The 21,559-nt window shown below is 64.6% G+C and carries 21 protein-coding genes and 1 pseudogene; 18 read left to right on the forward strand and 4 right to left on the reverse strand.

Annotation, left to right across the window (positions count from 1 at the left end; all coding sequences use genetic code 11):
* Positions 1-3 precede the first annotated feature (3 nt).
* On the forward strand, positions 4-210 hold the full coding sequence (locus WHZ77_RS08695) for a DUF2065 domain-containing protein (RefSeq protein ID WP_015684376.1): 207 nt from the start codon (positions 4-6) through the stop codon (positions 208-210).
* A gap of 185 nt (positions 211-395) precedes the next feature.
* Complete coding sequence (locus WHZ77_RS08700; RefSeq protein ID WP_375313302.1) at positions 396-1,892, forward strand: Do family serine endopeptidase; 1,497 nt, start codon at positions 396-398, stop codon at positions 1,890-1,892.
* Between the two features lie 149 nt (positions 1,893-2,041).
* On the opposite strand, the gene serB is transcribed toward WHZ77_RS08700, so the two are convergent.
* Entirely contained in the window at positions 2,042-2,947 is a 906-nt protein-coding gene (gene serB / locus WHZ77_RS08705; RefSeq protein WP_375313303.1) for a phosphoserine phosphatase SerB, read from the reverse strand.
* Positions 2,948-2,958: 11 nt separating this feature from the next.
* On the opposite strand from serB, the gene miaA reads away from it, so the two are divergent.
* The 10 genes and pseudogenes from miaA to WHZ77_RS08755 all read left to right on the forward strand — a co-directional run bounded on the left by miaA (position 2,959) and on the right by WHZ77_RS08755 (position 14,020).
* Positions 2,959-3,915 (forward strand): tRNA (adenosine(37)-N6)-dimethylallyltransferase MiaA, encoded by a 957-nt coding sequence (gene miaA, locus WHZ77_RS08710; protein WP_375313304.1) that lies wholly within the window; start codon positions 2,959-2,961, stop codon positions 3,913-3,915.
* Positions 3,916-4,244: 329 nt separating this feature from the next.
* Positions 4,245-6,020, forward strand: coding sequence for an acetolactate synthase 3 large subunit (locus WHZ77_RS08715; protein ID WP_375313305.1), 1,776 nt, complete (start codon positions 4,245-4,247; stop codon positions 6,018-6,020).
* Between the two features lie 9 nt (positions 6,021-6,029).
* Entirely contained in the window at positions 6,030-7,001 is a 972-nt protein-coding gene (locus WHZ77_RS08720) for a threonine dehydratase (RefSeq protein WP_375313306.1), read from the forward strand.
* A 23-nt stretch (positions 7,002-7,024) separates the two neighbouring features.
* Positions 7,025-7,567: an acetolactate synthase small subunit gene (gene ilvN, locus WHZ77_RS08725; RefSeq protein WP_015684382.1), complete on the forward strand. Its 543-nt coding sequence runs from the start codon at positions 7,025-7,027 to the stop codon at positions 7,565-7,567.
* Between the two features lie 3 nt (positions 7,568-7,570).
* On the forward strand, positions 7,571-8,260 hold the full coding sequence (locus WHZ77_RS08730) for a class I SAM-dependent methyltransferase (protein WP_375313307.1): 690 nt from the start codon (positions 7,571-7,573) through the stop codon (positions 8,258-8,260).
* A 69-nt stretch (positions 8,261-8,329) separates the two neighbouring features.
* Complete coding sequence (locus WHZ77_RS08735; RefSeq protein WP_375313308.1) at positions 8,330-9,205, forward strand: EamA family transporter; 876 nt, start codon at positions 8,330-8,332, stop codon at positions 9,203-9,205.
* Positions 9,206-9,270: 65 nt separating this feature from the next.
* Positions 9,271-9,465, forward strand: a pseudogene (locus tag WHZ77_RS08740) (LysE family translocator); the annotation flags it as partial.
* 134 nt (positions 9,466-9,599) lie between these two features.
* Positions 9,600-10,619 (forward strand): ketol-acid reductoisomerase, encoded by a 1,020-nt coding sequence (gene ilvC, locus WHZ77_RS08745; RefSeq protein WP_015684386.1) that lies wholly within the window; start codon positions 9,600-9,602, stop codon positions 10,617-10,619.
* Positions 10,620-11,154: 535 nt separating this feature from the next.
* Positions 11,155-12,006 (forward strand): SDR family oxidoreductase, encoded by an 852-nt coding sequence (locus tag WHZ77_RS08750; protein ID WP_375313309.1) that lies wholly within the window; start codon positions 11,155-11,157, stop codon positions 12,004-12,006.
* Between the two features lie 301 nt (positions 12,007-12,307).
* A complete protein-coding gene (locus tag WHZ77_RS08755; RefSeq protein WP_375313310.1) occupies positions 12,308-14,020 on the forward strand; it encodes a sulfatase-like hydrolase/transferase in 1,713 nt (570 codons plus the stop codon).
* Positions 14,021-14,025: 5 nt separating this feature from the next.
* Here WHZ77_RS08755 and WHZ77_RS08760 read toward each other — a convergent pair whose 3' ends face one another.
* On the reverse strand, positions 14,026-15,585 hold the full coding sequence (locus tag WHZ77_RS08760) for a glycine betaine ABC transporter substrate-binding protein (RefSeq protein WP_375313311.1): 1,560 nt from the start codon (positions 15,583-15,585) through the stop codon (positions 14,026-14,028).
* A complete protein-coding gene (locus tag WHZ77_RS08765; RefSeq protein WP_375313312.1) occupies positions 15,582-16,364 on the reverse strand; it encodes an ATP-binding cassette domain-containing protein in 783 nt (260 codons plus the stop codon). The genes WHZ77_RS08760 and WHZ77_RS08765 overlap by 4 nt, the downstream gene beginning before the upstream one ends.
* A gap of 134 nt (positions 16,365-16,498) precedes the next feature.
* On the opposite strand from WHZ77_RS08765, the gene WHZ77_RS08770 reads away from it, so the two are divergent.
* Together WHZ77_RS08770 and WHZ77_RS08775 are read left to right on the forward strand one after the other, a co-directional pair.
* Positions 16,499-17,314, forward strand: a complete 816-nt coding sequence (locus WHZ77_RS08770; protein ID WP_375313313.1) for an ABC transporter ATP-binding protein — start codon at positions 16,499-16,501, stop codon at positions 17,312-17,314.
* On the forward strand, positions 17,314-18,099 hold the full coding sequence (locus WHZ77_RS08775) for an ABC transporter permease (RefSeq protein ID WP_143841220.1): 786 nt from the start codon (positions 17,314-17,316) through the stop codon (positions 18,097-18,099). The genes WHZ77_RS08770 and WHZ77_RS08775 overlap by 1 nt, the downstream gene beginning before the upstream one ends.
* Positions 18,100-18,214: 115 nt before the next feature.
* On the opposite strand, the gene WHZ77_RS08780 is transcribed toward WHZ77_RS08775, so the two are convergent.
* Entirely contained in the window at positions 18,215-18,343 is a 129-nt protein-coding gene (locus WHZ77_RS08780) for a hypothetical protein (RefSeq protein WP_375314888.1), read from the reverse strand.
* On the opposite strand from WHZ77_RS08780, the gene WHZ77_RS08785 reads away from it, so the two are divergent.
* The 4 genes from WHZ77_RS08785 to WHZ77_RS08800 are packed head-to-tail and all read left to right on the forward strand — an operon-like array spanning position 18,305 to position 21,550.
* The gene (locus tag WHZ77_RS08785; RefSeq protein ID WP_375314683.1) at positions 18,305-18,742 is read left to right on the forward strand and encodes a DUF305 domain-containing protein; all 438 of its coding nucleotides are present in this window, start codon (positions 18,305-18,307) and stop codon (positions 18,740-18,742) included. The two genes, WHZ77_RS08780 and WHZ77_RS08785, sit on opposite strands and share 39 nt — an antisense overlap.
* 9 nt (positions 18,743-18,751) lie before the next feature.
* On the forward strand, positions 18,752-20,221 hold the full coding sequence (locus WHZ77_RS08790; protein ID WP_375313314.1) for a YncE family protein: 1,470 nt from the start codon (positions 18,752-18,754) through the stop codon (positions 20,219-20,221).
* Positions 20,222-20,261: 40 nt separating this feature from the next.
* Positions 20,262-20,780 (forward strand): sigma-70 family RNA polymerase sigma factor, encoded by a 519-nt coding sequence (locus WHZ77_RS08795; RefSeq protein WP_375313315.1) that lies wholly within the window; start codon positions 20,262-20,264, stop codon positions 20,778-20,780.
* Complete coding sequence (locus WHZ77_RS08800; RefSeq protein ID WP_375313316.1) at positions 20,777-21,550, forward strand: anti-sigma factor family protein; 774 nt, start codon at positions 20,777-20,779, stop codon at positions 21,548-21,550. The genes WHZ77_RS08795 and WHZ77_RS08800 overlap by 4 nt, the downstream gene beginning before the upstream one ends.
* Positions 21,551-21,559 lie beyond the last annotated feature (9 nt).

Here is a 21,559-nt window from a genome sequence, read left to right on the forward strand (position 1 = left end):
CCGATGAGGTCCATTGCGTTCGCCGACTTCCTCATCGGCCTAGGCATCCTGTTCGTGCTCGAAGGCTTGATGTTTGCGGCAAGTCCGGCCTGGATGCGCAAGGCCATGAAGAGCGCCATCGCCACGCCGGACAATATCCTGCGGGCGGTCGGGATCGGTTCGGCCGTGGCCGGCCTGGTCCTGATCTGGGTGATGCGGCGCCCGATTTAGCCGTCCCGCCAACGCCAAAGTGAAGGCGAGAGGCCGGTTTTCGCCGTATTGTCCGGGTCTTGAGGCCCGTTAACCTCCGTGCTTGCGCCGTCCCCCGGTTCGAGCGCAGTCTTGAAGTCGAAGGCTTCAAGTCGAAGGCTTCACGTCGAAGGCTTGGAGCCGAATCCTTTTCTCTGGAGAACCCTATGACCGCTGCCACCATTGCCCCGACCCGGTTGCGCTTAGGGCTGGCCGCGCTCGCCGTCAGTGCCTTCAGCGTGTTCGGCACGCCGGCTCACGCGCGCGGACCGGAGGGCATTGCTGACGTCGCCGAGAAGGTGATCGACGCGGTCGTCAACATCTCGACCTCGCAGACCGTCGAGGCAAAGGGCGGCGGCGGTAGCAACGCCATGCCGCAACTGCCGCCCGGCTCGCCGTTCGAGGAGTTCTTCGACGACTTCTTCAAGAACCGGAAGGGTCCCGGCGGCGGCAGCAAGGGCGGCGACAACGGCCCGCCACGCAAGACCAATTCGCTCGGAAGCGGCTTCATCATCGACACATCGGGCGTCGTCGTCACGAACAACCATGTCATTGCGGATGCCGACGAGATCAACGTCATCCTCAACGACGGCACCAAGATCAAGGCCGAGCTGGTCGGCGTCGACAAGAAGACCGACCTTGCCGTGCTGAAGTTCAAGCCGCCGAAGCCGCTGGTGTCGGTGAAGTTCGGCGACTCCGACAAGCTGCGCCTCGGCGAATGGGTGGTTGCGATCGGCAATCCTTTCAGCCTCGGTGGCACGGTGACCGCCGGCATCGTCTCGGCCAAGAACCGCGACATCTCCTCCGGTCCCTACGACAGTTACATTCAGACCGACGCCTCCATCAACCGCGGCAATTCCGGCGGTCCGCTGTTCAACCTCGATGGCGACGTCATCGGCGTCAATACACTGATCATCTCGCCCTCCGGCGGCTCGATCGGCATCGGCTTCGCCGTGCCGTCGAAGACGGTCGCTGGTGTCGTCGACCAGCTCCGTCAGTTCGGCGAGCTGCGCCGCGGCTGGCTGGGCGTGCGCATCCAGAGCGTCACCGACGAGATCGCCGAGAGCCTCAACATCAAGCCGCCGCGCGGCGCGCTGGTTGCCGGCGTGGACGACAAGGGCCCGGCCAAGCCCGCCGGCATCGAGCCGGGCGACGTCGTCGTCAAGTTCGACGGCAAGGACGTCAAGGACCCGAAGGACCTTTCCCGCGTCGTCGCCGATACTGCGGTCGGCAAGGAGGTCGACGTCATCGTCATCCGCAAGGGCCAGGAGGAGACCAAGAAGGTCACGCTCGGCCGCTTGCAGGATCCCGACAAGGTGCAGGCCGCGGTGAAGGCCGACGAGCCCGCGCCCGAGAAGCCGGTGACACAGAAGGCGCTCGGCCTCGATCTCGCCGCGCTCAACAAGGATCTGCGCACGCGCTACAAGATCAAGGACAGCGTCAAGGGCGTGGTCGTCACGAGTGTCGACGCCAATTCCGACGCCGCCGAGAAGCGGCTTTCCGCCGGCGACGTCATCGTCGAGGTGGCGCAGGAGGCGGTCTCGAGCGGGGCCGACATCCAGAAGCGGGTCGACCAGCTCAAGAAGGACGGCAAGAAGTCGGTGCTGCTGCTGGTCTCGAATGCCGACGGCGAGCTGCGCTTCGTGGCGCTGAGCGTGCAGTAAGGCTGCGACGCAGTTCCGGAGGGTGGGCAAAGCGAAAGCGTGCCCACCATCTTTCCATCATCGCGGCAAGAGTGGTGGGCACGGCGCCAGTGCGCCTTTGCCCACTCTACGGCTGCTGAGTGTGCAGCAAGAGCTAAGGACGGGAGAGGCTACGCCTCCACGAACTCGTCCCGCCGATATCCCTGCGCATACAGCAGCGCAGTGAGATCGCCATGATCGATCCGCGCCGCCGCCGCAGCCGCCACCGCCGGCTTGGCGTGATACGCTACGCCCAGTCCCGCGGCCTGGATCATGGCGAGATCATTGGCACCGTCGCCGACGACGACCGAGTCGATGTCGTCCAGATCGAACGATTCCATCAACTCCACCAGCGTCGCCAGCTTGGCCGCGCGGCCCAGGATCGGCTCCTTCACTTCGCCGGTGAACTTGCCGTCGCGCACGACGAGTTCGTTGGCGCGGTTCTCCTGAAACCCGATCCTGGCGGCGACCGCGGTCGTGAACAGCGTGAAGCCGCCGGAGACGAGGCAGGTATAGGCGCCGTGGGCGCGCATGGTCGCGACCAGTTCGCGGCCGCCCGGCGTCCACGTGATGCGTTCGGCCAGCACCTTGTCGACGACGCTGGCGGGAAGGTCCTTCAGCAGCGCGACGCGTTCGCGTAGCGCCGGCTCGAACTCGATCTCGCCGCGCATCGCGCGTTCGGTGATGGCGGCGACATGCGCCTTCAAACCAGCGAAATCGGCGAGCTCGTCGATGCATTCCTGGCCGATCATGGTGGAATCCATGTCGGCGAGAAAAAGCTTCTTGCGCCGGAAGCCGACTGGCTGCACGACGATGTCGATCGGCAGGTCGCCGCGAAGCTCGCGGAGCCGCTGTTCGATGGCGTGACGGTCGCCTTCGAGGTTACTGTCGGCGCCGAAGGGGATGTCGACCGCAACCCCGTCGAACAGCCAGTGCGCGGGTAGCGCTTGGGGCAGCACGGTGCGGGCGCCGTCGACGATGGTAGAGTCGAGCGCGGGATTATCGGGGTTGCAGATCAGCGTGGCGACGAGGGACATTTGAGGTTTTCGTGAGCGAGGGGCAAGTCGGCAGAGGGCCTATTGGCAAGGCCGTGCTTATCGCAGGCCCGACCGCCAGCGGCAAGTCGGCGCTGGCGCTCGAGCTTGCCCTCAGCGCGGGTGGCGCCGTCATCAATGCCGATTCCATGCAGGTCTATCGCGACCTCCGCGTCATCACGGCGCGTCCCACGCGGGCCGACGAAGCGCTCGTGCCCCATCATCTCTATGGCCATGTCGATGCGGCCGTGAACTTCTCGGCCGGCGCCTGGGTGAGCGACGCGGCGAAGGCGCTCGAAGCGGCGCAAGCCGAAGGCCGGCTGCCGATCTTCATCGGCGGCACCGGGCTCTATTTCAAGGCGCTGACGGCGGGGCTTTCCGTGGTGCCGCCAATCCCTGCGGAAGTACGCGAGGCCGTTCGGGCGCGGCTGGAGCGGAACGGCGTCGAGGCGCTACATGCGGAACTCGCAGCTCGCGACCCACGGGCGGCCGAGCGATTGAATCTGCGCGACCGCACGCGCATCGCACGTGCGCTCGAGGTGATTGAAGCGACCGGCCGCTCGCTGCTCGATTGGCACCAGGAGGGCCAGCCGCCGCTGCTGCCCAAGGACAGTTTTCGCGCCGTGTTTCTCGCCCCCGAGCGCGACGAGCTCTATGCCCGCATCGATGCCCGCTTTGACGCCATGTTAGGTGCGGGCGCGCTGAATGAGGTCGAACGGCTTGCCGCCCGGCATCTCGATCCTCTGCTGCCGGCCATGAAGGCCCATGGCGTGCCGGCCCTGATCCGGCATCTGCGCGGGGAGCTCAGCCTGGCGGAGGCCGCTGCGATCGGCCGGGCTGACACCCGCCACTATGCCAAGCGGCAATTCACCTGGTTCCGGCACCAATTGCCCGAGTTCGAATGGGTGAAGCCGGAGGAGGCGAGGGGGTGGCTAGCGGCGGACGTGAGCGCTACCCGGGAGCCCGGTTGACGTGCTTTTGTGCCCGGGTTCCCGCATTTACCTCTCGCCGAACCCCGGGAACACCGCTAGACTGCCAAAATCGCGCGGGGACGGCCCCATCGCCTTGACATCCGGGCTTTGGCCGCTATGTTTCGCGCAACCTTTGGGAAGCCGAGCGCCTGCAATGCGTAACATTATTACCAAACTCCTTATCGCCGTCGTACCCAGGCACACCGCCGGGGGTGGCTAGCTGCCATCCACATGACAGGCGGTGTGCAGGGTCCCTCTTCGGGGCCTTTTTTATTTCCCGAACCCGACACGAACGAAGCCGCTGACAACAGCGCATCCGGAGCAAGACAATGAGCGACAAGAGCCACGATCCGAACCAGATGACCGGCGCCGCGATGATCGTCCGCGCGCTCATCGATCATGGCGTGACCGACATTTTCGGCTATCCCGGCGGTGCGGTGCTTCCGATCTATGACGAGATCTTCCAGCAGAGCGAGGTCCAGCACATCCTGGTCCGCCACGAGCAGGGCGCGGGCCACGCCGCAGAGGGCTATGCGCGCTCGACCGGCAAGCCGGGCGTTGCGCTGGTGACCTCCGGCCCCGGCGCCACCAACATGGTGACGCCGCTCACCGACGCGCTGATGGACTCGATCCCGCTGGTCTGCATCTCCGGCCAGGTGCCGACGCACCTGATCGGCAACGACGCGTTCCAGGAATGCGACACGGTCGGCATCACGCGCCCCTGCACCAAGCACAATTGGCTGGTGCGCGACGTCAACGATCTCGCCAAGGTCCTGCACGAGGCCTTCTACGTTGCAACCACCGGCCGTCCGGGTCCGGTGCTGGTCGACGTGCCGAAGGACGTGCAGTTCGCGACCGGCACTTATCACCCGCCGCGCAAGTCCGATGTGCACCGCTCCTACGCCCCGCGCGTGAAGGGCGATGCGACGCAGATCCGCAAAGCGGTCTCGCTGCTTGCCAATGCCAAACGCCCCGTGATCTACAGCGGCGGCGGCGTGATCAATTCCGGCCCCGAAGCCACCAAGCTGCTGCGCGAGCTGGTCGAGGTCACCGGCTTCCCGATCACCTCGACGCTGATGGGGCTGGGCGCGTATCCCGCGTCGGGGAAGAACTGGCTCGGCATGCTCGGCATGCACGGCACCTACGAAGCCAACATGACGATGCATGATTGCGACGTCATGCTGTGCGTCGGCGCGCGCTTCGACGACCGCATCACCGGACGTGTCGATGCGTTCTCGCCGGGCTCGAAGAAGATTCACATCGATATCGATCCGTCCTCGATCAACAAGAACATCCGCGTGGACGTGCCCATCATCGGCGACTGCGGCAATATCCTCGGCGACATCCTCCAGGTGTTCAAGGCGGAGGCGAAGAAGCCCGACATCAAGGCGTGGTGGCAGCAGATCGCACAGTGGCGCGCCCGCAACTCGCTCTATTACAAGAAGAGCAACGACGTCATCCTGCCGCAGCACGCGATCCAGAGCCTGTTCGAGGCGACGCGGGGCAAGGATACCTACATCACGACCGAGGTCGGTCAGCACCAGATGTGGGCGGCGCAGTTCTTCGGCTTCGAGGAGCCGCATCGCTGGATGACATCAGGCGGTCTCGGCACCATGGGCTACGGCCTGCCAGCCGCGGTCGGCGTGCAGGTGGCCCATCCGGATAGCCTCGTCATCGACATCGCGGGCGATGCCTCGGTGCAGATGACGATCCAGGAGATGTCGACGGCGGTCCAGTACGAGCTGCCGATCAAGATATTCATCCTGAACAACCAGTACATGGGCATGGTGCGGCAGTGGCAACAATTGCTCCACGGCAACCGCCTGTCGCATTCCTACTCGGAGGCGCTGCCGGATTTCGTCAAGCTCGCGGAGGCCTATGGCGGCGTCGGCTTCCAGGTGCACAAGCCTTCAGATCTCGACGGCGCGATCCAGGAGATGATCTCGGTCAAGCGTCCGGTGCTGTTCGACTGCCGTGTCGCCGCGCTCGAAAACTGCTTCCCGATGATCCCCTCCGGCAAGGCCCACAACGAGATGCTGTTGCCGGAGCAGGCCAACGACGAGGCCACCGCCAAGGCGTTCGCCGGCGGCAAGGCGCTGGTGTGAGGTTTCGAAGTGTTTGATCTCAAGGAGCTGGAAAGCGCCCACGAGATGGTCGGCACCGCCATGCCGCCGACGCCGGCGCACACCTGGCCGTTGCTTGGCCAGCGCTTGGGGACGCACGTCGTCGTCAAGCATGAGAACCACACGCCGACCGGGGCGTTCAAGGTGCGTGGCGGCATCGTCTACCTCGATCGGTTGAAACGCGAACGGCCGAATGTGCCGGGCATCATCTCGGCCACCCGCGGCAATCACGGCCAGAGTCTTGCCTTCGCGGCGCGGCGTCACGGCGTGCCCGCGGTGATCTATGTGCCCAAAGGCAATTCGGCCGAGAAGAATCATGCCATGCGTGCATTCGGCGCCGATCTGGTCGAGCATGGCGACGATTTCCAGCTGGCGCGGGAGGAGGCCGGGCGCCGTGCGCAGTTCGACGGCTTGCACATGGTGCCGTCGTTCCACCCCGACCTCGTTCTGGGGGTGGCGACCTACGCGCTGGAGTTGTTCCGCGCGGCGCCTGATCTCGACGTACTCTACGTTCCGATCGGGCAGGGCTCGGGCATCAGCGCCTGCATTCTGGTCCGCGATCTGCTCGGCCTGAAGACCGAGATCGTCGGCGTGCAGTCGACCGAAGCGCCGTCCTACGCACTGTCGTTCGCGGCAGGCCACGTCGTGACAACCGAGACCAGCAATACGCTGGCTGACGGCATGGCGACGCGCTTTCCCGACGCGGAAGCCGTCGCGTTGATCCGGAAGGGTGCTACGCGCATCGTGCAGGTCACCGATGATGAAGTGGCCGCGGCGATCCGAGCCTACTGGACCGATACGCATAACCTCGCCGAAGGCGCCGGCGCAGCCGCGCTCGCCGCGGCGCTTCAGGAAAAGGCAAAACTGTCTGGCAAACGCGTCGGTCTCGTGCTGTCCGGTGGCAATATCGATTTCGATCTGTTCCGCAGTTGGGTCGGAACGGACACGCCGGCGACGGCGTAACGACGAGAAAAGAGAGGACGACAATGAACCAGCCCGCATCCGCCTACTTCATCGAAGAGCGCCACGATCCCAACGAGACGCATACGCTTTCGGTGCTCGTGCAGAACGAGCCGGGCGTGCTCGCGCGCGTCATCGGCCTGTTCTCGGGACGCGGCTACAACATCGAGAGCCTCACGGTCTCCGAGACCGAGAGCCAGAAACATCTGTCGCGTATCACCATCGTCACCACGGGCACGCCGATGGTGATCGAGCAGATCAAGCATCAGCTCGATCGCATGATCCCGGTCTACCGCGTCGTCGACATGACGTTGACCAAGCGCTCGATCGAGCGCGAGCTGGCGATGGTGAAGGTGCGCGGGCAGGGTGAGCACCGCGTCGAGGCGCTCAGGCTGGGGGACGCGTTCCGCGCCCGCGTGATCGACGCCACCACCGAAAGCTTCGTGTTCGAGATCACAGGCAATACCGACAAGATCAACCAGTTTATCGACCTGATGCGTCCGCTCGGCCTTGTGGAAGTCTCGCGCACCGGCGTGGCCGCGATCGGTCGCGGGCCTGAAGGGATGTGAACCATGCTGGCGCGCGACTGGTACTATAATGAGCGGAATCGGATGGGCATCGGGCCCACGGTGGCGTCGATTTACGACTCCCACGACGATGCCGATCTGCGTGCGCGCGCCGCGCTGAAAATGTTGGGCGTCCAGCGGGGCTGGCGGATTGCCGATATAGGCTGCGGCAACGGCGTGCTGGCGACCGAAGCATCGCTCATGGGTGCGCAGGTCGACGCCATCGACATCTCGCCGGCGATGCTGGCGCTGGCGGAAATCTACGCGCGGGACCGCAAGGCCAAGGTCGCGACGCAGTCGGCTGGCCTGCTCAGCTTCGCCTACCAGCCGGAATCCTACGATCTGATCGTCAGCGAGTTCACGCTGCATCACCTGCCGGATTTCTGGAAGGCGGTGGCGATGTCGCGGATCTATCGCGCGCTGAAGCCGGGTGCGACCTTCTATCTTCGCGACATCGTCTACGCCTCGATGCCGGATGCCGTCGAGCGCGACGTCGAGCAATGGGCCGACTGCCAGATCAAAAACCACGATTTCTCGCGCGAGAGCGTGGTGACGCATATGCGCGACGAATATTCCACCTTCGGCTGGGTAATGGAGCGAATGCTGACCGACGTCGGCTTCACGCTGGTCTCGGCCGACTACCACGCGCCGATGCACGGCACTTATCTGCTGCGCAAACCCAATCCTTCGACGTAATGGCCAGCGAGCAGGGCTAGAGCGGGACAACAAGCAGGGCTGCACGACAGAGCAGAACCGGAAGCAACAATGAAGCCGGCCGACATCCTCATCGCCCTCATGGTGGCGATCATCTGGGGGCTTGCCTTCGTGGCGAGCCGGATCGCGCTCGACGAATTTTCGCCGGAGCTGATGACGGCGATGCGCTTCGCCATTGCGGCGGTACCGTGCCTGTTCATTCGCAAGCCCAAGATTGCCTGGTCGCTTCTGATCGCAATCAGCTTCACGCTGTTCCTCGGCCAGTTCCTGAGTCAAGCCTATGGCATCGCCCATGGTGTGCCGGTGGGCCTGACCTCCGTCGTCGTGCAGAGCCAGGCGCTGTTCACCATCGGCTTTGCGGCGATCGCATTCGGCGAGCGGCCGACGCCGGTGCAGACGCTCGGCGTCGTCATCGCCGCGGCGGGTCTGCTGATGATCTGCGGCACCGTCGGATATGATTTCAGCATCGGCGCTTTCGCTGTGCTGATGATTGCTCCCGTGAGCTTTGCCGTCGGCAACGTTCTGCTGCGTGGCGCCCGCGGCGTGCCGATGTTCGATCTGTTTGCCTGGCTTTGCCTTGCCACCGCAGTGCCGTTGTTCGCGCTGGCGCTGCTCGTCAACGGGCCGGCGCCGACATGGCAGTCGCTGATCCACATGTCGCCGACAGGCCTCGTCTGCCTGCTGGTGATCGGCGCCCTCTCCACCAGCATCGCCTATTGGCTGTGGGGCCGGCTGTTGCGCGATTATCCCGCTGCCCAGGTGGTGCCGTTCGCGTTGCTGGTGCCGTTCGTCGGCTCGGCAGCCTCCAGCATCGTATTCGGCGAAAGATTCGGGCCGCTGCGGTTCGCCGGCATGCTGACCGTGGTCGGCGGCATCGCCGTGATGGTGCTGGCGCGGCGCCCGCAGCCGCTGCCGAAGACGGCGTGAGGTGAGCATGACCCAGTCGCGGCTCTTTGCCTTCATCATGCCCGGCCAAGGCGGGCGAGGGGGACAGCCGGTTCCTCGTCAACATCGCGATCCAGACCCTGGTCAGCCTGCTGGTGGGCACGGCCTCGACCGTGGTCCGGGCCTTCTTCGGCACCGCACTGCGGCCGGTCCTGACCTCCGAGGGGCTGGTGCGGGCCTTCAATATCCTGATGGTGATCCTGCTGCGGGCATCGCTCGACCCCGTCTTCATGGATGCATGATGCCGCAGTTTTCCATGCAGAAACGGGTTTCCCAGGGGGCTGAAAATGCTCTAGACAGCCCCCGAAATCCGCAAATTTCACCGTCCGAGACCTGACCAACGGCCGATTCTGGCCATCTGAACGAGGAAACGACCATGCGTGTTTATTACGATCGCGACGCCGACCTGAACCTGATCAAGGGCAAGAAGGTCGTCATCGTCGGCTATGGCAGCCAGGGCCACGCCCATGCGCTCAACCTGAAGGACTCCGGCGTCAAGGACGTGGCCATCGCGCTGCGCAAGGACTCGGGCTCGGTCAAGAAGGCGGAAGCCGCCGGCTTCAAGGTGATGGAAGTCGCCGAAGCCGCCAAATGGGGCGACCTCGTCATGATGCTGACCCCGGACGAGCTCCAGGGCGACATCTACCGCGAGCACCTGCACGACAACATGAAGAAGGGCGCAGCGCTCGTCTTCGCGCACGGTCTCAACGTCCACTTCAACCTGCTCGATCCCCGCGCCGACCTCGACGTGCTGATGATCGCGCCGAAGGGCCCCGGTCACACCGTGCGCTCGGAGTATCAGCGCGGCGGCGGCGTGCCCTGCCTGATCGCGATCGCCAAGGACGTCTCGGGCAACGCCCATGACCTTGGCCTGTCCTACGCTTCCGCCGTCGGCGGCGGCCGCGCCGGCATCATCGAGACCACGTTCAAGGAAGAATGCGAGACCGATCTGTTCGGTGAGCAGGTCGTGCTCTGCGGCGGCCTGGTCGAGCTGATCAAGGGCGGCTACGAGACCCTGGTCGAAGCCGGCTATGCGCCGGAGATGGCCTATTTCGAGTGCCTCCACGAGGTGAAGCTGATCGTCGACCTGATCTATGAAGGCGGCATCGCCAACATGAACTACTCGATCTCCAACACCGCCGAGTATGGCGAATACGTCACCGGCCCGCGCATCGTCACCGCCGAGACCAAGGCCGAGATGAAGCGCGTTCTCGCCGATATCCAGGGCGGCAAGTTCGCCCGCGACTGGATGCTGGAGAACAAGGTCAACCAGACCTCGTTCAAGGCAACCCGCGCCAAGCTCGCCGCGCACCCGATCGAGGAAGTCGGCGCCAAGCTGCGCGACATGATGCCCTGGATCAAGAAGGGCGCGCTGGTCGACAAGAGCAAGAACTGAGCTTTGCGTTCCCCGACGCGCAGCGCATCACGTAAGTGGTGCGCTGCATCGCCGGGACACGAGAGCAAAAACACAAGCTTGGCTCGCCAAACCAAATCTTAAACCTTCGCGACTATATCTGAGCGGGATCGCAAACAGCGGTCTCGCTCTTTTCATCTCGCGCGAAGCATTGCTGCTTCATTCAAGTTCTTCGCGAGTTGAAGTGCTCTCCGAGCAGCAAGAACTGACACTTAAATCACATTCTTGACCTCGCGTCGTTTCTCGGAATTTCCCGTAAGCTTCTAGACTCCGAAACGTCAGCGTATTCAGAGTCGAAGCCCAGGCTCTTCATCCGCATTCTCAGCATGAGAACGGTCTGGTCGCGCGAGGTTCGCGTGCCGCCTTATCCTGAGAACCAACACCTGCTTGCAGCCTCCCGCGGCAGACCGGCCAGGCAAAAAATATCGCCGGTGCGCAGCCTGAGAACCGGGTGGCATTGCACGACATGGCGTCCCTCCTACATGATCACTTGGGGAAACTTGAGGGGGAAACGACCATGCGATCTGTCGTCGTCACCGGCGCGTCCACTGGCATTGGCTGGGCCATTGCTAAATTCCTGATCGGGCGCGGCTATCGCGTCTTCGGCAGCGTCCGCAAGCAGGCCGATGCCGACCGGCTCAAGGGTGAGTTCGGCACGAACTTCACGCCGCTTCTGTTCGACGTTACCGATGAGGCTGCCGTGCTGGCGGCGGCGCGCGAGGTCCGCGCTGCGCTGGGCGGGGAGACGCTGGCGGGTCTCGTCAACAATGCCGGCATCGCGGTCGCCGGTCCCGTGCTCGAATTGTCGGCCGACGACTTCCGCCGCCAGATGGACATCAACGTCATCGGCCCGGTGATTGCGACGCAGGCTTTTGGGCCGCTGCTCGGCGCCGACCCGTCACTGAAGGGGCCGAAGGGCCGGATCGTCATGATCAGCTCGGTGGCGGGCAAAAACGGCAATCCGCTGTCGGCGCCTTACTGCACCTCCAAGCACGCCATCGAGGGGTTGGCGGAGAGCCTGCGCCGCGAGCTGATGCTGTTCGGCATCGACGTCATCATCGTCGCCCCCGGGGCGGTGAGGACGCCGATCTGGAGCAAGGCCGAGCAGATCGATCTCTCTGTCTACCGGAACTCGCCCTATCTGCCGGCGCTCAACAAGGTCATGGCGTTCATGATGGATCTCGGTGCGAACGGCCTGCCGGCCGAGCGCATCGCCGAAATCGTGTTCGAGGCGCTGACCAGCCCAAATCCCAAGGTCCGCTACCAGATTACACCCGACCGCATGCGCCATCTGATTGGTGCCGTGCTGCCGAAGCGGACGCTCGACCGCATCATCGCCAAGCGGCTGGGGCTGCTGCCGCAGGGCTGATCGACGTTCAGCGCGCCACGGCCGTCCGTCCGCGCGGATGGGCCGCCATCGCGATCGGCCCCAGCGCCACCACAGGGGCGATCCAGGTTGCCGGTTCGCCGAGGGCCGCTTGGCCTGTGCCGCGCGGCCGTTCGTCGTCCACTAACATTAAGCGAAGGTCGGACCGCGACACGCGTTGCTTGTCGGTGACCGTTCAATTACAGTTTTATGACACGGTGCAGGCTTCCGGCTGCGCCGAACGCCGCAGGCCGGCCCGACGGCTGGGTATTCATCGCGCCGGACCAGCTGTTGCGTATCGTCGATGGCGTCCGCGCCCAATCCAGGTCCTTCTGCTGCCACCGCCGTGCTGGCGAGCGTCGCCGCGCTTGGAATCTGGCGGCTGCTTGCGGTTGCCGCACCGCATCTGGCGGCGCTCGGCCTGATGTACGAGACCGAGACGGATTTCGGCTCGCGGCTGTCCTTCGCGCTCGCCTGGGGCATCCTCAATTTCCTCTGGATCACGCTGCTGCGGCGGCCCGCATTGTCGGGCGCGCTGTCGCTGACCATGGTCGTGGTGCTGGTGCTGCTGTCGCGGCTCAAGCACGACGTCGTGCAGATGACGGTCAACTTCATAGATCTGATGATGATCGACCGCGACACCGTCGCGTTCCTGTTCACGATCTTCCCGAATCTACGCTGGTCGGTGATCCTGGCCGGCCTCGTCACGTTGCCGCTGATGTATGCGCTGTGGTGGCTCGATCCGTTCCGCATCCGCAGGCTGCCGGCGCTCGCCTGCAAGCTCGCCTGTCTTGCCGCACTGGTGGGCTATTCGCTTTACCACCCCGACGAGGCCTGGCGCGGCTATTACGACGACGGTTATCTCTCGAAATTCTTCCGCTCCGGTGTCAGCGCGGTCTCCGACTTTGCGCAATACGGCTTCATGGAATCGGCCGCCGCGTCCAACGAGCGCCTCAACATGCCGCTGGTCGATTCCTGCCATCCCGCCGGCCGGCGGCCGAACATCATCATGATCCATGATGAATCCAGCTTCGACATCCGCGCCGCCCAGGGCATCAAGGTGCCGGCGGGATATGGCGGCCATTTCAAATCCTGGGACGGCAAGCAGCGCGCGTTCCTGGCCGAGAGCAATGGCGGCCCGAGCTGGTTCACCGAATACAACGTGCTCGCCGGGCTGTCGTCGCGCTCGTTCGGCCGCTTCGCTTATTTCGTGACGCGCATCGCGACTGGCCGCGTCGAGCGCGGCCTGCCGCTGGCGCTGCGCCGCTGCGGCTACGACACCCTGTCGCTCTATCCCGCCTATGGCGGCTTCATGGCTGCGCGCAGCTTTCAGATGACGACCGGCGTCGAACGTTTTCTCGACTCCAAGGATCTCGGCGCGAAGAATGTCGAGCCTGACAGCTTCTTCTACGACAAGGCCCTCAAGCTGATGGGTCAGCAGCCGCCGAACAAGCCGCTGTTCACCTTCATCTATCTCGGCGCCAATCATTTCCCCTGGGAGACGCGCTTCCGCCCGGATCTGCTGCCGAACTGGCGCGCGCCGGGCAACGTGCCGTCGATCGACGAATATCTGCGCCGGCAGGCGATGAGCGCAGAGCAGTACAAGGCCTTCCTGGCCGGCCTGAAGAAGGCGTTTCCGGGAGACCCCTTCCTGATCGTGCGCTATGGCGATCATCAGCCCGAGTTCGCGCCGGCTATCCTCGAGCCCGGGCTCGACGAGGGTGCTCTCGGCAAGAAGCTCGATGCTTACGATCCGCGCCTCTATGCGACCTACTACGCGATCGACGCCGTCAATTTCGAGCCGGTGAAGAGCGAGGCCGTGATGGACACGGTCGATGGTCCCTATCTGCCGCTGGTGATCCAGGAAGCCGCCGGCATTCCGCTCGATCCGTCCTTCGCCGAGCAGAAGGAGATCATGCTCCGCTGCAAAGGCATTTTCTACGGTTGCAAGGATGGCGCGGAGGCGCGACGGCTCAACCGGCTGCTGATCAACGCAGGGATGATCCGGGGGCTGTAGCCGGCCTACCGCTTGCCGACCTTCTCCCACAGCCACTTCGCCACCGCATCCGGTGAGGACTTCGCATCGTTGCCGGCGGCACGCAAATTGGCCTCGCGCATCGTGGCGATGTCGATCTTGCCGAGCAGCGGATTGAGCGCCGTCTTGAGCCGTTCGTCGCCTGCGCGTTTCGGCGCCAGCAGCAGGATGGCATCGTAGGGCGGGATCGCGTGCCTGGGATCGTCGAGCGCCGTGAGATCGTATTTCGCGATCAGGCCGTCGCTGGTGTAGCCGGCGATCACGTCGACCTCGCCACTGGCGACTGCCGCATACATGAAGTCCGGCTGCATCTGGCGCTGGGCGCGGAACGAAAGGCCATAGGCCTTTTGCAGCGCCGCCCATTCGGGGCGCGAGAAGAACTCGTAGTCGCCGGCAATCGACAGCTTCGGAGCATGCGCCGCGAGATCGGCGATGGTACGGATGCCGAGTGCTTCGGCGCGCGTCTTCGGCATCACCAGCGCATAGGCATTCTCGAAGCCGAGTTCGCCGAGCAGGGTGACGTTGTCCTTGGCGAGCGCCGTCTTCAGCTCCGCCAATAATTCAGCACGTGGCTTGATGTCCGTGCGGTGAAGCTGGTTGGCCCAGAGCGTGCCGGAATAGTCGACATAGAGGTCGATATCTCCTGCCTTCAACGCCTCGAAGATCACGCTCGAGCCGAGACCCGATCTCGCGGTGGAGGGCAGGCCGGCCGCCTGGAGACGATCCCTGAGCAAGGCCGAGAGCACATATTGCTCGGCAAATGTCTTGGCACCGACCACATAGCCTGATGACGAGCGGCCCATCGATGGCACCAGGGTCACTGCGACCAGCGTCGCGATCCCGGCGGCGCCGAGCCCGGTGCGCAAGCGGCTGCGCCGGCGCAGGCCACTCTCGATCAGTCCGAGCAGTTGATCCACGGCGAGCGCGAGCGCGGCCGATGCAAAGCAGCCGAACAGCACGAACACCCAGTTCTGGGTCTGCAATCCCGCGAAGATGTAGTTGCCGAGGCTGGTTTGCCCGATCGGCGTCGACAGCGTCGCGGTGCCGATCACCCACACCGCGGCGGTGCGGATGCCCGCCATCATCACCGGCAGCGCCAGCGGCAGCTCGACCATCACGAGCGACTGCCGCGCGGTCATGCCGACTCCTTCCGCGGCTTCGATCAGGGCGGGATCGATGCCGTTCAGCCCGGTGATGCCGTTGCGCAGCACCGGCAGCATCGAATAGAGCGCCAGCGCCAGCACCGCCGGCAGGAAGCCGAAGGCGGAGAAGGAGACGCCGAACCAGGCGAGTGTCAGCGAAGCCGCCGCAAGCAGCAGCGGATAGAACAGCGCGAGCAGCGCCAGTCCCGGCACTGTCTGCACGATGCTGGCAAGCGCGAGCAGAATGCTCCGCGGCGCCGGACGGTTGCGGGTCAGGATCGCCAGCGGCAGGCTGACGGTGAGGCCCAGCGCCAGCGCGGCGAGGCTCACCCTCACATGGTTGCCGAGATAGTCGGGCAAATGCGACAGTGCCTCGCCCCAACGCGGATCGGAGAGGAGGCTCATGCCGCACCGCTCTGCGGCAGCAGGGCGTTCAGCCGCTCGACCTGGCGCCGCGGCGTGCGCAACAGCTCCAGCACATAGGCATCGTCGCTTTTCGAGAGCTCCGCCGGCGTGCCCTGCGCGAGCATCCTTCCGCCGCGCATCACCGCGATGCGGTCGGCGAGCAGGATCGCTTCCGTCATGTCATGCGTGATCATCACCGTGGTCAGCCCGAGGCTGCGATGCAGGGCCCGATAATCGTCGCCCAGCGCATCACGGGTGAGGGGATCGAGCGCGCCGAACGGCTCGTCCATCAGCACGATGCGTGGTTTTGCCGCGAGCGCCCGTGCCACGCCGACGCGCTGCCGCTGACCACCCGAGAGTGCTTCGGGCAGCCGGTCGCGATGCGTGGTTCGGTCGAGCTGCACGAGCGCCAGCAACTCGTCGATTCGTGCGTCGATCTCCGCCGTCGCTACGCCCAGCAGCTTTGGCGTGATCCCGATATTGTCCGCAACGCTCAAATGCGGGAACAGTCCACCGCTCTGGAAGACGTAGCCAATTCGCCGCCGCAGCGCGACCCGATCGACATTCCGCACGTCCTCGCCCTCGACCGTGATGGTGCCGCCGTCAGCCTCAATCAGCCGGTTGGCGAGCCGCAGCAGCGTGGTCTTGCCCGATCCCGAGCCACCGACAACAGCCAAAAACTCGCCCTCGGCGATGTCGAGCGACGCATCGTCGACAGCCTTGAGGTGACCGAAGCTCTTGCTGACATGGGAGTAGCCAATCATCGTCCTGGACGGCATCGGGGGGGAGCTCACTTCGCTGACCCGCCCACCGAGGGAGGGGATGACGAGGCCCATGCGTAGCACGCTTGGCGGCTTGATTGAACTTGGCCGCGCGAGCGGCTAAGGCATCGGGCCAAGTTCGGAGGGAATACATGACGACGCCCACAGCGGTGGCGCTGGAAGATGCCAAGGTCGCGTTCCGGCTCGGGGACGGGCGGGTCTACACGGCGGTGGAGAAGGCGCATCTGGCGGTCGCCCAGGGCGAATTCGTCGCCATTGTCGGCCCGACCGGATGCGGGAAATCGACGCTGCTCACCGTCGCGGCCGGGCTGCTGAAGCCGGCGGCGGGCAGCGTCAAGATATTCGACCGGCCGCTCGCGGGGCTGAACCGGGATGCCGGCTACCTGTTCCAGGCCGATGCCTTGTTCCCCTGGAAGACCGCGCTCGACAATGTCGCAATTGGGCTCGACATCATGGGGGCGCCGCGTGCCGAGGCGGTTCAGCGCGCGCAGAAATGGCTCACAGCCGTCGGCCTCGGCGCTTTCGCCAATCGTTATCCGCACATGCTCTCCGGCGGCCAGCGCAAGCGCGTGGCGCTGGCGCAGGTCCTGATCCGCGATCCCAAGATCCTCCTGATGGACGAGCCGTTCGGGCCACTCGATGCGCAGACCCGCCAGGTGATGGGCAATCTGCTGCTCGACCTCTGGAACGCCGACCGCAAGGCGGTGCTGTTCGTCACCCACGATCTCGAAGAGGCGATCGCGCTCGCCGACCGTGTCGTGATCATGTCGGCGGGGCCTTCCTCGCGCATCATCGGCGACTGGCGCGTCAGCTTGCAGCGCCCGCGCGACATTTTCGAGGTGCGGCTCGACAAGGAGTTCCACGCGCTCCACCGCGAGATCTGGAGCGTGCTCAAGGACGAGGTGATGAAGGGCTACGCGCAGTCCACCCAGGCGGAGGCGGTCTGATGTCGCGCGTCACGCTGCTCGCGCTCCAAGTCCTTGTCGCCGTGGTCTGCATCGCGCTGTGGCAGTTGCTGTCGACCGTGCCGGTGTTCGGCAAGATCCTGCTGCCGCCGTTCTTCTTCTCCAATCCGGTCGACGTCCTCGCCCAGATCGTCAAATGGTTCTCGTCCGGTGTGATCTGGAAGCATCTCGGCATCACGCTGACGGAATCAATCCTGGCCTTCGTGATTGGATCGGCAGGCGGTGTGCTGGTCGGGTTCTGGTTCGCTCGCCAGCCGCTCGTCGCCGCGGTGTTCGACCCTTACGTCAAGATGGTGAATGCGTTGCCGCGCGTCGTGCTGGCGCCGATCTTCGCGCTTTGGCTAGGCCTCGGCATATGGTCGAAGGTCGCGCTCGGCGTGACGCTGGTGTTCTTCATCGTGTTCTTCAACGTCTATCAGGGTGTGAAAGAGGTCAGCCGCACCGTGCTCGACAACGGCCGCATGCTCGGCATGAGTGAGCGGCAGTTGATGCGGCACGTTTATTGGCCGTCGGCGCTATCCTGGATGTTCTCCTCGCTGCATACTTCGGTCGGCTTCGCCGTGGTCGGCGCGGTCGTCGGCGAATATCTGGGATCGGCAGCCGGGCTCGGCTACCTCATTCAGCAGGCCGAAGGTGTGTTCGACGTCGCCGGCGTGTTCGCCGGCATGTTCGTGCTGTCGGCCTTTGTCATCCTGATCGATTATGGGGTTACGCTGGTGGAGCGACGCCTGCTGGTGTGGCGGCCAACCGTGGACGGGCGCGGCTAGGTAGGCCGCCGCGACTGACTGCTGACGTTTATGTGATCGACCGGCCGGAATAGAACGCGCGCCCACGCGTCAAACCCCCATGCAACCACCTGCATGGGAGTTCAGGATGCCCCCCTCACAGTTTCGCCGCGCGGAAGCGGCGCTCGCAGGCCGATGCCGATGGCCCAGGCCCAGCCTTGGCACGGCTTTTCTTGCCGCGCGCATTCTGGTCGCGTTCGCGCTCCCTCCGCTCGTCTTCGCGCATGAGTCCCATCCGGCCAGCCCTCCGGCCGCGCCAAGCGCGGAGGAGCGTGCATTCCTGGAAGAGAACGATGCCGCGATGACCAGGATGATGAATGACATGGCGGCCAAACCGACCGGCGACATCGATCGCGACTTTGTCGCGATGATGAGCCCGCACCATCAGGGTGCGATCGACATGGCGGTGATCGAGCTGCGTTATGGCAGGAATGAGCAGCTAAGGCGCATCGCGCAGGAGATCATTGTCGAGCAGATGCAGGAGATCGCCGCCATGAAGCTCGCGATCGGCGAACCGGTGACGGATACCGCGCCAGCCCCGACCCAGTCGCCATCCGTTCCCATCGCAGCCGTTCATCATCATCCGGGGATGCAGATGGACATGTCCGCTGGAATGAAGAAGTAGGAGCCGCAGATGACGACGTTTCCAAGCAATATGATGAAGAGCATTTTCCTGGCCGCCACGATGCTTGCGACGGGTTCGCTCGCTTGGGCAGGGCAGGCGCCGGGCGCGCTGTCCGCCCCGGATATTCCGATCAGCCACCACGACCGCGTCTACGCTGCGGAACAGTTCTCGAATACGGTCTCGGTGACCGACCCCGTGGACAACAAGCTGCTTGGCGTGATCCGGCTGGGCGACCCGCAACCCGGCAATTTCAGCCCGCTCTACAAGGGCCAGGTGCTCGTGCACGGCATGGGCTTCTCGCCCGACCACAAGACGCTGGCCGTGGTGTCGATCGGCTCGAACTCGGTGAGCTTCATCGACACCGCGACCAACGCGGTCAAGCACGTGACCTATCTGGGGCGGTCGCCACACGAGGCGTTCTTTACGCCTGACGGCAAGGAGGTATGGGTTACCGTCCGCGGCGAAAATTACATTTCCGTCATCGATCCGATCAGCTTCAAGGAGACAACCCGCATCACGACGCCGAACGGGCCGGGCATGCAGATTTTCTCGCCCGACGGCAAGTACGGTTACATCTGCTCGTCCTTCAATCCCGAGACCGACGTCGTCTCGGTGGCCGAGCACAAGATCATCGCCACGGTGAAGCAGGAGAGCCCGTTCTGCCCGAACATCGCGGCCACTCCGGATGGAGATCAGGTGTGGTTCACGCTGAAGGACGTCGGCCGGACACAGGTGTTCAACGCGAGACCACCGTTCAACGCAATCAGGACGATCGACACCGGGCCGATTACCAATCACGTCAACTTCGCGCACACCGCCAAGGGAACATTCGCCTATGTCACCATCGGTGGTCTCAACGAGGTGAAGGTGTTCCGCACCGACGACTTCTCGCAGGTCGCCACGATCCCCGTCGGCAATCTGCCGCACGGCGTGTGGCCGTCCGGCGACGGCACCCGCATCTATGTGGGGCTGGAAAACGCCGACGCGCTTGCGGCGATCGATACGGCAACCAACAAGGTGATCGGGAACGTTCCGATCGGCCAGGCGCCGCAGGCGATCGTCTATGTTCCGAATGCTGCGCCTGACCCGGATGACCGCCAGAACCTGCAGGCGCTCGGCGTGGCCGGCCAGGTCGCTCATCTGGCGCTCGCGTCGAAAGACGGCACAAAGCACGGCAAGGCGCCGACCAGCGTCTCACTGTTCGATCAGGGCCTGATCCAGATCTTGCAGGCTTCGGTGACGGGACTTCAGCCCAGGCAGAAATATGTGTTGGCGCTTGCGGAACGTAGTGACGGGGGCGGCCCGTTGCAGCCGCTGGCAGCCTTCATGACCAATCCGGCTGGATCCGCTATCGTCAACGCGGCTGGTCCGATCCGGCAGATCGTCGACCAGTCTGCCACGGCTGCAAGGCGCTATCTGGTGATAGCATCCGGCGACGCGGCGATGCCGGGCGAGGCGGTCCAGATCGAGGCCCAATGACGGCGGTTCGAACGGCAATGGAGAGGTGGCGGAGCGCTTCATGAAGGACATGCTGGTTCAGGTCGAGCCGCTGATCCCCGCGCTTCGCCGCTATGCGCGCGCGCTCATGCGCGAACGCGCGGCCGCCGACGATCTGGTTCAAGATTGCCTGGAGCGAGCCGTCAGCCGCTGGCACCAGCGGCGCGACGGCAGCGTGCGCGCCTGGCTGTTCACCATCCTTCACAACCTGGCTGTCACTCAGTTTCGCCAGGCGACAGCGCGGGGCAGGCACATGCCGATCGACGATGCAGGCGAGCGGGAACTTGTCAGCGCGGCGGAGCAGGAGCACAGGCTGATCTACCAGGACGTCCTGGGCAAGCTTGCGAAACTCCCGGAGGAGCAGCGGGCCGTTTTGTTGCTGGTCGCAGTCGAGGATCTCTCTTACGCGGATGCCGCGGAGGTGTTGAACATCCCGATCGGGACCGTAATGTCGCGCCTGTCGCGTGCGCGGGAGAGACTGCAGCAGGAGATGGACGGCGTTGCGACGGGAAATGTCGTGGCTTTGCGGAGCGTGAAATGAACCAGCGGCCGATCACCGAGGATGATTTCCACGCCTATGTGGACCATGCGCTCGAGCCCGAGCGTCGCGCGGAGGTCGCATCCTATCTGGACGATCATCCGGATGTTGCCGCGCGCGTTGCGGGCTTCGTTGCCCAGCGTGAGCAATTGCGCGGCGCGCTTGCGTCGATCGCCGATGAGCCGCTGCCGGCAGAATTGAACTTGTCGCGCATCATCGAGAGCCGAAAGCGGCGTCCTCTGCGAACGTGGGGAGCGATCGCTGCGATGTTGCTCCTCGGTATCGGCGGTCTCGGCGGATGGACCATGCGCAGCGTGTTGCAGGAAGGCTCGAACGGACTGTCTGCGCTGGCACAGGAGGCGGCCTATTCCTATGGCGTCTACGCACCGGACCGCGTGCGGCCGGTCGAGATACGCGCCTCCGAGAGTGCGGAGCTAACGCGATGGGTCTCCAGCCGGCTGAAGCAGCCGGTGAAGGTGCCGGACCTCTCTGTCTCCGGCTACAGGTTGATGGGGGGGCGCCTGGTTGCGACGTCCCATGGCCCGGCCGCGATGTTCATGTACGATGACGACCGCGGTGACCGCCTCGTCGTGCTGACGCGTCCGATGAGCAACCGCAATCTGGATACGCCGATGATGCCGCAATCGACCGGCGATGTCGCGGGCTTCGTGTGGGCGGATGGCGGCATGGGTTACACGCTGGTCGGCCAGCTTCCGGGGGAGACCCTCAAGCCGATCGCGAACGAAATCCGGAAGCAGGCGCGCCCGATCTAGCGCCGGAAT

It is taken from the genome of Bradyrhizobium sp. A5, from assembly GCF_042076515.1.
GTDB lineage: Bacteria > Pseudomonadota > Alphaproteobacteria > Rhizobiales > Xanthobacteraceae > Bradyrhizobium > Bradyrhizobium cosmicum.